Below are 12,469 nucleotides of genomic sequence, written 5' to 3'. Positions count from 1 at the left end.
TACCCGAATGAACGAGACGTGACGTGGCCGCGTCGTAGAGATCTACGACGCGGCCACGCTGGGTGTTCGGACGATGTCAGTGCGCCCCTGTTCCGGTGAGGGAGCGCACTTCCAGCTCGGCGAACTTCTGCGGGTCGGCCTTCTCCTTGGAGAGGACGGTTCCCAGCCAGCCCAGCAGGAAGCCGAGGGGGATCGAGATGATCCCCGGGTTCTCCAGCGGGAACCAGAAGAAGTCCGCGTCCTTGAACATCGAGGTGGGCTTTCCGGACACGACCGGGGAGAACAGCACCAGGCCGACCGCCGAGATCAGTCCGCCGTAGATGGACCAGAGCGCGCCCTGGGTGGTGAAGCGCTTCCAGAAGAGGCTGTAGAGGATCGTCGGCAGGTTCGCGGAGGCGGCGACCGCGAAGGCGAGCGCGACCAGGCCGGCCACGTTCAGGTCGCGGGCCAGTGCGCCGAGGCCGATGGCGACGGCTCCGATGACGACGGTGGACCAGCGGGCCGCACGCATCTCCTCCTTCTCGGTGGCCTTGCCCTTGCGGATCACGTTCACGTACAGGTCGTGCGCGAAGGACGAGGAGGAGGCGAGGGTGAGGCCCGCGACGACGGCCAGGATGGTGGCGAAGGCGACCGCGGAGATCACGGCGAGCAGGATGGCGCCGCCGGTGGAGTCGGGGCCGCCGCCGACGGCCTGGGCGAGCAATGGTGCGGCCGTGTTGCCGGCCTTGTTGGACTTGATGATCTCGTCGCGGTCGAGCAGCGCCGCGGCGCCGAAGCCGAGGGCGATCGTCATCAGGTAGAAACCGCCGATGATGCCGATGGCCCACAGGACGGACTTACGGGCGGCCTGCGCGGTGGGCACGGTGTAGAAGCGGATCAGGATGTGCGGCAGGCCGGCGGTGCCGAGGACGAGGGCGAGGCCGAGCGAGAGGAAGTCCAGCTTGGAGGTGGAATCCTTGCCGTACTTGAGGCCGGGTTCGAGGAACTTCACCCCTTGTCCGCTGTTCTCGGCGGCCTTGCCCAGCAGGTCGGAGATGTTGAAGTTGAACTTCACCAGGACCAGCAGGGTGATCAGCAGGGCGCCCGCGATCAGCAGCACCGCCTTGATCATCTGGACCCAGGTGGTGCCCTTCATCCCGCCGATGGTCACGTAGACGATCATCAGGACGCCGACCAGGGCGACGACGGCCACCTTGCCGCCGTCGCTGGTGATGCCCAGGAGCAGCGAGACGAGCACGCCGGCGCCGGCCATCTGGGCGAGCAGGTAGAAGATCGAGACCACGATGGTGGAGGTGCCGGCGGCGGTGCGGACGGGCCGCTGGCGCATCCGGTACGCCAGGACGTCGCCCATCGTGTAGCGGCCGGAGTTGCGCAGCGGCTCGGCGACGAGCAGCAGGGCGACGAGCCAGGCGACGAGGAAGCCGATCGAGTAGAGGAAGCCGTCGTAGCCGAAGAGGGCGATGGCTCCGGCGATGCCGAGGAAGGACGCGGCGGACATGTAGTCGCCTGAGATGGCCAGGCCGTTCTGGAAGCCGGTGAACTGGCGGCCGCCCGCGTAGAAGTCGGCGGCGCCCTTCGTCTGGCGGCCGGCCCACACGGTGATGATCAGGGTGGCGACGACGAACAGCCCGAACAGGGTGATGATCAGCGGGCGGTGCTCGGAGGCTCCCGCGGCGACCGTCGTCAGGTGGTGCGTGCTGCTCATTCGGCGGCCTCCATCCGTGCCTTGATGGCCTCCGCCTTGGGGTCGAGCTTCGTGGCCGCGTACCGCGCGTAGAACCAGGCGATCAGGAAGGTCGTCGCGAACTGGGCGAGGCCGAGCACGAGGGCGACGTTGATGTTGCCGAAGAGCTTGGTCCCCATGAAGCCGCCCGCGTAGTTGGACAGCAGGACGTAGAGCAGGTACCAGGCGATGAAGGCCACGGTGAGCGGGAAGGCGAAGGAGCGGTAGGAGCCGCGCAGTTCGCCGAATTCGGGGCTCTGCTGGACGCTCGTGTAGTCGTCTGCCGTGGGGGCGGCCGGTGGCGTTCCCGCGCTGCCCGGCGGCGGCGCTGCTTCGGTGGTCACGGGGGGCTCTCCTTGTGACGCGGGTGCGGTGGGGACGACGGACAAAACAACCTCCGTGTGGGGGGACGGTGGTGCCGATCCCCCCTGTCAACGGCACGGACGGCACGGCGGGACGGTTCAACACCCATGGATTCTTGGGGAACTGATTTCTCGAACTGATGGCGTACAGGGGAACGGCGACGCTAGGTTCGCTTGTCATGAACCCGTCCGACGCGACCGCGTCCGGGCGGCTTTTCCGGACATGACCTGGAGAACCCATGGATCAGCTGGGGTCGCGTGCGCCCAAGAAGCGCAGCCGTGCTCTCGCCGTACCCGTCGGCCTGGCGCTCACCGCCTCGCTCGCCTTCCTGCCCGCGTTCTCGGCCTCGGCCGCCCCGCTGGGCAGTGCGGTCGGCACGGCGACGGCCCCGAAGGCCGACACCTCCGGCCCCAAGCTGTCGTACGTGGCCAACCTGAACGCGTACGCCACCGTGAAGGCGGCGAAGAAGGCCGTCGAGCGGGCCGGCGGAACGGTGGTGACGGCCTATGAGCAGATCGGGGTCGTGGTCGCACACTCCCAGAACCCGGACTTCGCCCAGCAGCTGCGGGCCCAGCGCGGCCTGTTCGTGTCGGTCGGCGCCACCCGGACGGCCCCGATGTCGGCGGCGCGGACCACCGAAGAAGGCGCGACCCAGCAGCTGAGCGCGGCGGACGCCGCCAAGGCGGCGGCAGCGGCCCAGGAGGGTCAGGAGCCGCTGGAGCCCAACCAGTGGGACCTGCGGACGATCAAGGCCGACGAGGCTCACAAGATCAACGATGGCAGCCGGAACGTCACCGTGGGCATCATCGACACGGGTGTCGACGACACCCACCCCGATCTTGCCCCGAACTTCTCCAAGAGCCAGTCGGCCAACTGCGTGGGCGGCGTCGCCGACACCACCGAGGGCGCCTGGCGCCCGTACGCCGACGGCAGCGACCACGGCACGCACGTGGCCGGGACCATCGGAGCGGCGCGCAACGGCATCGGCGTCAGCGGTGTCGCGCCGGGCGTGAAGATCGCCGCGATCAAGGTGAGCGAGCCTCGGACCAGCCTCTTCTACACCGAGGCGGTCGTCTGCGCCTTCATGTTCGCCGCCGAGAAGGGGATCGAGGTGACCAACAACAGCTACTACGTCGACCCGTGGCTCTTCAACTGCAAGTCCGACGACGACCAGAAGGCGCTGGTGGAGGCCATCGCCCGCGCCACCAAGTACGCCGAGCGCAAGGGCACGCTCCACATCGCCTCGGCCGGCAATTCCGACCAGGACCTGGCGGCCGACTCCCTCGTCGACAAGACCAGCCCGAACGACACCACTCCGGTGCCGCGCACCATCGACCCCAAGGTCTGCCTGGACCTGCCCACGCAGCTGCCGGGTGTGGTCACCGTCTCCGCGACCGGCGACAAGGGCCTGCGCTCGTACTATTCCAGCTACGGCCTCGGGGTCGTGGACGTCGCCGCCCCCGGCGGCGACAAGTGGCAGGTCCCGGACACCCCGGACGCCAACGGGCGCGTGCTGTCGACCGTCCCGGGCGGGGGCTACGGCTACAAGCAGGGCACCTCGATGGCCGCCCCGCACGTCGCGGGCGTGGCGGCGCTCCTCAAGAGCGCCCACCCGTCGGCCACGCCCTCGCAGCTCCAGGCGATGCTGAAGGCCCAGTCCGCGAAGGCGGCCTGCCCGACGCAGATATACAACGCCGAAGGCACCCTGACCGACGCCACCACCTGCCGGAGCAAGTGGGGGCAGACGGGCTACTACGGCTACGGCGTGATCGACGCGCTCAAGGCCGTGAAGTAACGGCCGCCGGAACGAGGTGGACGGGCCGGGCGGGGATCACCCGCCCGGCCCGTCCTTTCGTTCATCAGCTCATCAGCTCATCAGCTCATTCGCTTATTCGCTTATTCGTTCCGCAGGTCAGGGCTTGATCATCACCTTGAGCGCGCTGCGGTCGTCCATCGACCGGTAGCCGTCCGGAACCTCGTCCAGCGACACGGTCCGGTCGAAGACGGGAGCCGGGTCGATCGCGCCGCTGAGCACGTCCTTCAGCAGCTCCGGGATGTACGCGCGGACCGGGGCCACGCCGCCGCGCAGGGTGATGTTGCGGTCGAACATGACGCCGAGGTCGAGGCCGGTGCCGCTGCCGTGCGGGACGCCGACGTAACCGATGGCCCCACCGTCGCGGGTGATGTTCACGGCGGTGCGCATCGACTGCTCGGTGCCGACCGCCTCGATGACCGCGTGCGCGCCCCGGCCGCCGAGGAGCTCGCGCACGGCCGCCTCGGCGGCCTCGCCGCGCTCGGCGACGACGTCGGTGGCCCCGAAGAGCTTCGCGATGTCCGTCCGTACGGTGTGGCGGCCCAGGGCGATGATCCGCTCGGCGCCCAGGCGCTTGGCGGCGAGGACGCCGCACAGGCCGACCGCGCCGTCGCCGACGACGGCGACCGTGGAGCCCTCGCGCACGCCGGCGCCCAGCGCCGCGTGGTGGCCGGTGCCCATGACGTCGGACAGCGCGAGCAGCCCGGTCAGCAGGTGGTCGTCGGAAACGGCCTCGGCGGGCAGCTTCACCAGGGTGCCGTCGGCGTGCGGGACGCGGACGGCCTCGCCCTGGCCTCCGTCGTGGCCGACCGAGCCCCAGAAGCCGCCGTGCTCGCAGGAGGTGAAGAGCCCCTCGGCGCAGTACTCGCAGGTGCCGTCCGACCACATGAAGGGGGCGACGACGAGGTCGCCGGCCCGCAGGCCGGACACGGCGGAGCCGGTCTCCTCGACGATGCCCAGGAACTCGTGGCCGATGCGCTGGCCGGGCTGACGCTCGGCCTCGCCGCGGTAGGCCCACAGGTCGCTGCCGCAGATACAGGCACGCAGGACGCGGACGACGGCGTCCTCGGGGCGCTGGATCGCAGCGTCGGGCACCTCCTCCACGCGTATGTCGTGCGGGGCGTGGATGACGGTGGCGCGCATGGTGGTGCAGTCCTCCGGTTCGGGATCGTTCAGTCTTGTACGACTGTGGAACCGTCCTACCGTACGCCTGCTTCCCGGGAGGTCGCGCCAGTGGCCAGCAGGTACTGGGCGGCGAGGTACGTGGCCATGATCCAGAAGTCCGGCCGGGGCAGCTGGGGCCATTCTGCGACGGCCGTGGCGATGAGGGTGTCGGAGAGCAGGAACAGCGCGCCGCCGATCCCGGCCCGCAGGCCGAGAGCGCTGGAGCGGAACGCCATGGCGGTGAGCAGCAGGCTGTAGCCGGCCACCGGGATCCGCAGGTCGGCCGGCAGATCGGACCACAGCAGGGCGACGGTGCCGAGGAGGGCGAGCGCGTACGCGCCCCCGACCAGCGGGTTCGCGGGCCGCTTGCCGAAGAGGACGAGGTAGCAGACGTGCCCGACGGCGAAGGAGCCCATGCCCACGAGGAAGGCGGGCTCGGCGTCGAAGAGCAGGGCCAGGTCCCCGCCCCAGCCGAACAGCAGGGCGGCGAGCAGCAGCCGAGGGGCGCCGCGGGTGGCCATGTGGGTCACGAGCAGCGGCATCAGCAGCGGTTTGGCGATGACGTGCCCGAGGTGCCAGCCGGCGAGCAGCGAGCCGAGGTCGACGGCGGCGGCCACGGCGAAGGCCACGAGGGCGATCCGGCCGAGGCGCGGACGGCCGGCCGGCACCTGGTCCGCCGCCCAGGCGGGGGCGGGTCGGCCCGGGGACTCGGCGGTGCTCACGCGGTGCTCTCCTGTACGGCCGGGGCGGCGGGGTCGGCTGCGGAGCCGGTGGCCGGGGCGGGGGCGGATGCGGGGGCGGGGGCAGGGGTTGATGCGGGGGCGGGCTGCCAGCCGGGGCCGCGGAAGACGTGTCCGGCCCGCTGGCGCCAGCTCCCGGCGGCGCGCACGTCCCGGGCGATGGCCGCGTACTCGTGGGTGGCCACCCGCAGCGGGTTGTGGGTGCCGATGTTCTTGGTGAGCCCGTAGACGGGCTTGTCCGTCTCCCCCACCCAGGAACCGAACATCCGGTCCCAGACGATCAGGATGCCGCCGAAGTTGCGGTCCAGGTAGCCGCCCTGCGAGGCGTGGTGGACACGGTGGTGGGAGGGGGTGTTGAAGACGTACTCGTAGGGCCGCGGCAGCTTGCCGATGCGCTCGGTGTGGACCCAGAACTGGTAGAGCAGATTGAGTCCGTAGCAGAACGGGATCGCCGCCGGGTGCACGCCGAGGGCCACCATCGGCAGGTAGAACCACCAGGTGGTGGCGCTGGTCCAGGGCTGGCGCAGGGCGGTGGTGAGGTTGAACCGCCGGCTGCTGTGGTGGACCACGTGGCAGGCCCACAGGATGCGGATGACGTGGTGGAGCCGGTGCTGCCAGTAGTAGAGGAAGTCCTGGACGAGCAGCATCAGCAGGGCGGTCCACCACAGGAACGGCACCCGCAGCGGGGTCAGTTCGTAGACCGCGGTGAAGACGGCGACGACCGGGATCTTCCAGAGCAGGTCGAAGCCGATACTGCCGAGCCCCATGGTGATGCTCGTGGCGGCGTCCTTGGTGTCGTAGCCGGCGGCGTCCTCGTCGGGATGGAGCCGGTAGCTCACCACCTCGATGACGGTGAGCAGCACGAAGGCAGGTATGGACCACAGCACGACATCGGGCAGGTTCGGCATGTCCCGCACCATAGAGGCGCTCTCGGGGGTGCCGCTAGGGGTTGTTACCGATCGGTATCCATCGGGGTTACCGGCGGTTCACGAGATGATGTCCGGACCAAGGGGAGGGCGGGGCATGACGGGCTTGGAGACGGTTCTCCTACGGGTGGCGGGGACGGCGGCGGGGACGCTGGTGAAGTCCCTCCTGGCCCGGGCCCCGGGGGCGGGCCTGGTGGCCGACCCGGCCCGGCCGGCCCCGCGCTGGCGCAAGCCCCGGGCCGAACTCGGCGACGGCGAGATGCGGCGCCTGACCCGAGCCCTGGCGGAGCGCCTCGGCCCGGAGGCCGCGGTGCTGCCCGAGCACGAGCGTCTGGCGGCGCTGGACGCGGTCGGAGACGCGTTCGCGGCGCTCGGCCCCCTGGACGCGGAGTCCCTCTTCGCGGCGGACCTCGACCCGGCGGCCCTGGCGGCGGCCCTCCCCGGCCCCCCGGCGGGCCTCGGCCCCGCGGCGGACGCCCTGTACGCACGGCTGATCCGGCTGTGCTGCGCCCACGCGGTGGAGTACGTGACGACCCTGCCGGGCTTCGGGGCCCGGGCGGAGGTGGAACTGGTCCGGCGGACGGGCGAGCTGGCGCGTTCGCTGGACCGGCTTCAGGAAGGCGCGGACGGGTCGGCGTACGCCTTCGAGGAGCGCTACGCGCAGTACATCGCCCGCGCCCACGGACGCCTCCAGCTGTTCGGCCTCACCCTCAGCCGCTCCCGCCAGGAATGGCCCCTGGACGTGGCGTACATCAGCCTCGCGGTCAGCGGTGAGCAGCCGTTGCTGCCCGGCGAGCCGGAGATCCACCGGACCCAGGTCAGGGCCGAGCAGGCCCTCGCCTCCGCGGACCGAATCCTGCTGCGCGGCCCGGCGGGCTCGGGCAAGTCCACCCTGGTCCAGTGGCTGGCCCTGAACGCCGCCCGGCAGACCGACGGCCCGTGGAGCACGTGCGTGCCGTTCGTGCTGCGACTGCGCTCCTTCACCGCGTCGGGCGACCTGCCCCTGCCGGAGGACTTCCTCCGCGCGGGCGGCGTACCGCTGTCCGCCCCCTCGGGCTGGGTCGAGGACCTCATGCTGAGCGGCCGGGCGCTGGTCCTGGTGGACGGTGTGGACGAGGTCCCGCAACGGCTGCGTACCCGCACGGAGACCTGGCTGCGCTCGCTGATCTCCGCCTTCCCGCAGGCACGGTACGTGGTGACCACCCGCCCGTCGGCGGTCCCGGAGGACTGGCTCGCGGGCCTCGGGTTCGCCACGCACACGATGCTGCCGATGGACCGGCGGGACATCCGGGCCTTCGTGGAGCACTGGCACGCGGCCGCGCGGGCGCAGGGGCAGGAGGTCGACGCGTACGAGGCGTCGCTGCTGGAAGCGGTGTCCTCCCGGCGGGATCTGGCCCGGCTGGCGACCAATCCGCTGATGTGCGCGCTGCTCTGCGCCCTGAACCAGGACCGGCGGATGCAGCTCCCGCGGGCCCGCAAGGAGCTGTACGACGCGGCGCTGGACATGCTGCTGGTCCGGCGGGACACGGAGCGGGAGATCTGCGGGGTCGAGGGGGTCTACCTGACCCGGGAGGAGCAGGTCGCGCTGCTCCAGCGGTTCGCGTACTGGTTGATCCGCAACGGGCAGTTGGAGGCGGGCCGGGACGAGGCCGTCGAGATGGTGGGCGCGTGGCTGGAGGCGATGCCGCAGGTGCGGGCGCAGGGCGGGGCCGAGCAGGTCTTCGCGCACCTGCTGATCCGCAGCGGCCTGCTGCTGGAGCCGACCCCGGGTGCGGTGGTCTTCGTCCACCGCACCTTCCAGGACTACCTGGGGGCCAAGGCGGCGGTGGAGAGCCGGGACTTCGGCGTCCTGGTCAAGAATGCCCACGACGACTCCTGGGACGACGTGGTCCGCATGGCGGTGGGCCACGCCCGCCCGGACGAACGCGCCCGCCTGCTGCGGGGCCTGCTCCGCCGGGCCGACAAGGTCAAGGGCGCCCGCAGCCGGCTGGTCCTCCTGGCGGCGGCCTGCCTGGAACACGCCCCGGAGCTGGACCCGGAGGTGCGGCGGGAGATCGAGTCCCGCACGGCAGAGTTGCTGCCACCGCAGCGGATCTCCCAGGCCGAGGAGTTGGCCCGGGCCGGCGAACTGGTGCTGGACCTGCTGCCCGGCCCGCACGACCTGTCGGAGGCGGAGGCAGCGGCAGTCGTCCACACGGCCTCAGGGGTGGGCGGGCCGCAGGCCCTGGCGGTCGTCGCCCGGTTCCGGGCCGACGCCCGAGAGACGGTTCGGTCCCAACTGGCCGCCGGCTGGCAGTCCTTCGACCGAGCCGAATATGTGGATGCAGTGCTGACCGAGGCTGATTTGTCCTCTACCTACCTGACCGTGGAGACCTCTGAGGAACTGGCCCAGTTGGACCGGCTCCCGGGAGTCCGGTGGCTGACCCTGCGCGGCGGATTGGGGATTCCCGGCGCGGTGACAAGAAGGCCCGGCCTGGAAGGGCTCTCCCTCCAGGAGGACGGACTGCTCACAGACCTTTCCCCGCTGTCGCCCCTCGACAAGCTCGGCCTCCTGAGCCTGTACGACTGTCCTGGGGTCCAAAGCCTCGGCCCGCTGTCCGGGATGGCACTGCGGAGCCTGGTCCTCAACCGAGTGCGTGCCGGACTGCCGCTGAGGCCTCTCGCCTCCATGGACTCGCTCACTCAGCTGACCGTTGCCTTCGACACCGGTCTTCCCGACCTCGCACAGCTGCCCGCACCTGATTCCCTGCGCTCGCTGGGGTTGCTGGAGGGCACGTCCACCATGCACCTGGACGGACTCGATCGATGGCCGGACCTCGAAACGCTGGCCCTCCACGGTGACCAGCTGGCCAGTCGGCTGGCGGCGCAGCCGTCCGTACCAGCTTTCGACAACCTGCAACTGCTCAACTCGGCGGTCGACCCTGCGGAACTTGTCCGGCACGAGCAGCTGACTCGGCTGTTCATGTTCCGGTGCACGCTCAGCGCAGGGCTGGAGCCTCTGCTCGCGCTGCCGCACCTGACCCGGCTCGTGGTGAGCTTCTCCGCCGGACCCGTCGACCTGTCCCCGCTGGCCGCCCGGGAGGACCTCGTCGTCGAGGTGTACGGCCCCAACACCCTGCTCGGCACCGAGCTGTTCCCGCCGGAGCGGCTCCGCTACATGAGCTGAGCCGCCCCCGCGGGAACAGGTGTCACCAGACCCGGACCGACCCCCCTCGGGCGAATGCCGGGCTGGTGGCGTCCGGGGGCACCGTCGTCAGCGGCTCCGCGATCTCCGAGACCAGCGGGCCGTGCTTGGCGGCGACCGCGTCCAGCAGGGCGAGGTCGAAGCCGTACACGCGGGCCGCGTTGCCTCCGACCATCGCGGCGACCTCCTCGCGCGGGAGGCCCGCGTAGGCGATGCGGAGGCCTTCGCGGGAGAAGGGGGTGGTGCCCTCGTCGTGGGGGTAGTCACTGCCCCACATGATCTTGTCGAGGCCGATCCGCTCCCGCAGCGGGACCTCGTGGGGGCGCATGAAGCTCGCTCCCACGAAGCAGTTGTCCCGCCAGACCTCGCTCGGGCCCCGGCCCATCGACTCCGCGAGGCCCGCCCCGAACTTGGACTCGGCCGTGGCCGATGCCGCGACCAGGCGGCCGTGGTAGTAGTCCAGCATCTCCAGCACGCCGGGGATCCACCCGGAGCCCTGCTCCGTGAGGACCAGCTTGAGGCCCGGGTGGCGGTGGAAGGCCCCGCCGAAGACGAGGTGCCACAGGGCGCGGTGCGAGAACCAGGTCGTCTCCACCATGAAGACGGCCCGGGCCGCCGGTTCGTCGCCGAGCGGCGGTGAGGCCGAGCCGCCGTGGTGGTTGACCGGGACGTCCAGTTCGTCGCAGACCGCCCAGATGGGGTCGTAGGCAGCCGAATACAGCTCGGGGACGGTGGAGCCGGGCGGGACGCCCGGGAGCAGGATGCCGCCCGTCAGGCCGGCCGCCCGGGCCCGGCGGATCTCGCCGACCGCCGCGTCCACGTCGTTCAGGAGGATCTGGGCGACCCCGGCCCGCCGGCCAGGCGCGTCCGCGCAGAAATCGGCAAGCCAGCGGTTGTGGGCCTGGAGCCCCGCCCAGCGCATCTCGTACTCGGCGGCCGTCGGGGGCTGGGCCATCAGGGAGGCCTTGGGGAAGAACGGCGGGATCGTGTTGGGGAAGAGGACTTCCGCGACGATGCCGTCCGCTTCGAGTTCGGCGAGACGGCGCGCCGAGTTCCAGTTGCGGTCGGCGGTGTCCGCGAGGAGGTCCTCGTACGGGTTCACGTACGTGGCGGCCCAGGCGTCGAAGTCCTCGTGGTGGCGCTTTTCCAGGTACGGCTTGTAGTCCAGCAGGTCGGCGCCCGCGTGGCAGTCCGCCGAGATCACCGTGTAGCGGTCCTCGGACGTCACGGGTTCACCCCCAGCACCGGGAAGTCGTTGTCGGTGAGCCAGTGGCGGCCCACCTCGCGGGAGCGGGCCCAGGAGGCCTCCACCGCCGCCTGGTCCGGGGACTGGCCCAGCTCCGCCGGGGTGGGGCCGATCCGGCGGGCGATCGGGGCCAGCTTCGCGGTGTCGAAGCCGAAGACCTCGGCCGCCGCGAGCCCGAGCATCCGGCGGGTCTCCGCGACCGGGATGTCGTGGAAGGTGTTCTTCAGCCAGGCCCGGGTGTTCGGCCAGGTGCCCTCGGGGTGCGGGAAGTCCGAGCCCCACAGGATGTTGTCCACGCCGATCTCGTACCGCTGCGCGAGCTCCCGGCGCTTGGTGTTCGTCGCGCAGATGAAGACCTGGCGGTCCAGGTACTCGCTGGGCGGCCGCTTCAGCTCCTCGAACGGCGAGAGCTTCTTGCCGCCGTGCGCGCCGAGGTAGAGCCGGTCCATGAACCACAGCTGGTTCGGCAGCCACCAGCAGCCCGCCTCGGCCACACCGAACTTCAGGCCGGGGTGGCGCTCGAAGACCCCCGACCAGAGCAGGAACCACAGCGGGCGGGCCGGCCACCAGGTGACCTCGGAGACGAAGATGCCCAGGTGGTCGCCGTACTCGTGGCGCGGCGAGGACCCGGAGTGGGTGACGATCGGCATCTGCGTCTCGGCGGCCGCGGCCCAGACGGGGTCGTAGCGGCGGTCGTGGTAGGGCGCCTTGTCGACCCACATCGCGGGGATCATCAGCGCGCCCAGCCCGGACGCCTTGGCCCGGTGGATCTCCGCCACGACCTTCGAGGGCTCGCCGGTGATGGGGAGCAGGGCGACCCCGCAGTGGCGTTCCGGGTGCTGCCCGACGAACTCGGCGAGCCAGCGGTTGTGCGCCTGCGCGCCCGCCATGCCGAGCTCGGGGTCCTGGTCGCCGGAGAGGCCGAGGCCGACGCCGAAGGGGGCGGCGGTCTGGCTGTCGACGGCGTCCGCGTCGGGGAAGACGACCTCGGCGGCCACGCCGTCGCCGTCGAGTTCCTTCAGCCGCTGCCCGGTGTCCCAGCCTCCCTTGAGGCCTTCCTCGTGGTCGTGGAACCACTTCTCGGCGAAGGCCTCGTTGCGGACGCCGAGGCGGGTGGCCTCCGCCCGGCGGGCATCGCGTTCGCCGAGGAACTCGTCGAACTGGGGGTGGAAGCGGGAATCCAGGTAGGGCCGGTACTGCTCGGTGGGCAGGCCCGCGTGGCAGTCGGAGGAGATGATCAGGTACGGGTCTTCGGTCCGGTCTTCGGCCCGGTCTTCGGTCCGGTCTTCGTTCGTACTCACCACAGACGC

At 71.2% G+C, this 12,469-nt stretch carries 9 protein-coding genes; 2 read left to right on the top strand and 7 right to left on the bottom strand.

Going from position 1 to position 12,469, the window contains the following annotated elements:
- Positions 1-76: 76 nt before the first annotated feature.
- Positions 77-1,705, bottom strand: a complete 1,629-nt coding sequence (locus tag KO717_RS27685; protein ID WP_301371974.1) for a solute symporter family protein — start codon at positions 1,703-1,705, stop codon at positions 77-79.
- Positions 1,702-2,067: a DUF485 domain-containing protein gene (locus KO717_RS27680; RefSeq protein ID WP_301371973.1), complete on the bottom strand. Its 366-nt coding sequence runs from the start codon at positions 2,065-2,067 to the stop codon at positions 1,702-1,704. Before KO717_RS27680 ends, KO717_RS27685 begins: the two co-directional genes overlap by 4 nt.
- A gap of 257 nt (positions 2,068-2,324) precedes the next feature.
- On the opposite strand from KO717_RS27680, the gene KO717_RS27675 reads away from it, so the two are divergent.
- Entirely contained in the window at positions 2,325-3,881 is a 1,557-nt protein-coding gene (locus KO717_RS27675; protein ID WP_301371972.1) for a S8 family serine peptidase, read from the top strand.
- A 117-nt stretch (positions 3,882-3,998) separates the two neighbouring features.
- Here the strand turns inward: KO717_RS27675 and KO717_RS27670 are convergent, their stop codons facing one another.
- From KO717_RS27670 to KO717_RS27660, 3 genes are read right to left on the bottom strand one after another with little or no spacing between them, the layout of a single operon-like run.
- Positions 3,999-5,042 carry a zinc-dependent alcohol dehydrogenase family protein gene (locus tag KO717_RS27670; protein WP_301371971.1) on the bottom strand — a complete coding sequence of 348 codons (1,044 nt, stop codon included), beginning with the start codon at positions 5,040-5,042 and terminating at the stop codon, positions 3,999-4,001.
- Positions 5,043-5,098: 56 nt separating this feature from the next.
- Positions 5,099-5,785, bottom strand: coding sequence for a lysoplasmalogenase (locus tag KO717_RS27665; protein WP_437184587.1), 687 nt, complete (start codon positions 5,783-5,785; stop codon positions 5,099-5,101).
- A complete protein-coding gene (locus KO717_RS27660; protein ID WP_301371970.1) occupies positions 5,782-6,711 on the bottom strand; it encodes a sterol desaturase family protein in 930 nt (309 codons plus the stop codon). Before KO717_RS27660 ends, KO717_RS27665 begins: the two co-directional genes overlap by 4 nt.
- Positions 6,712-6,826: 115 nt before the next feature.
- Here KO717_RS27660 and KO717_RS27655 point away from each other — a divergent pair, with 115 nt between their 5' ends.
- Positions 6,827-9,895, top strand: a complete 3,069-nt coding sequence (locus KO717_RS27655) for an NACHT domain-containing protein (protein ID WP_301371969.1) — start codon at positions 6,827-6,829, stop codon at positions 9,893-9,895.
- A gap of 22 nt (positions 9,896-9,917) precedes the next feature.
- On the opposite strand, the gene KO717_RS27650 is transcribed toward KO717_RS27655, so the two are convergent.
- Together KO717_RS27650 and KO717_RS27645 are read right to left on the bottom strand one after the other, a co-directional pair.
- Entirely contained in the window at positions 9,918-11,141 is a 1,224-nt protein-coding gene (locus KO717_RS27650) for an amidohydrolase family protein (protein WP_301371968.1), read from the bottom strand.
- The gene (locus KO717_RS27645) at positions 11,138-12,460 is read right to left on the bottom strand and encodes an amidohydrolase family protein (protein ID WP_301371967.1); all 1,323 of its coding nucleotides are present in this window, start codon (positions 12,458-12,460) and stop codon (positions 11,138-11,140) included. The genes KO717_RS27650 and KO717_RS27645 overlap by 4 nt, the downstream gene beginning before the upstream one ends.
- Positions 12,461-12,469 lie beyond the last annotated feature (9 nt).

The sequence above is a fragment of the Streptomyces xanthophaeus genome, from assembly GCF_030440515.1.
In the GTDB taxonomy this organism is placed as follows: Bacteria; Actinomycetota; Actinomycetes; order Streptomycetales; family Streptomycetaceae; genus Streptomyces; species Streptomyces kutzneri.
Note: the sequence above shows the minus strand (reverse complement) of the source record. Positions and strands in the feature narration are given on the sequence as shown.

Coding starts and splice junctions, on each gene's coding strand:
- KO717_RS27685 (WP_301371974.1), bottom strand. CDS start 1,705: ATGAGCAGCACGCACCACCTGACGACGGTCGCCGCGGGAGCCTCCGAG.
- KO717_RS27675 (WP_301371972.1), top strand. CDS start 2,325: ATGGATCAGCTGGGGTCGCGTGCGCCCAAGAAGCGCAGCCGTGCTCTC.
- KO717_RS27670 (WP_301371971.1), bottom strand. CDS start 5,042: ATGCGCGCCACCGTCATCCACGCCCCGCACGACATACGCGTGGAGGAG.
- KO717_RS27660 (WP_301371970.1), bottom strand. CDS start 6,711: ATGCCGAACCTGCCCGATGTCGTGCTGTGGTCCATACCTGCCTTCGTG.
- KO717_RS27655 (WP_301371969.1), top strand. CDS start 6,827: ATGACGGGCTTGGAGACGGTTCTCCTACGGGTGGCGGGGACGGCGGCG.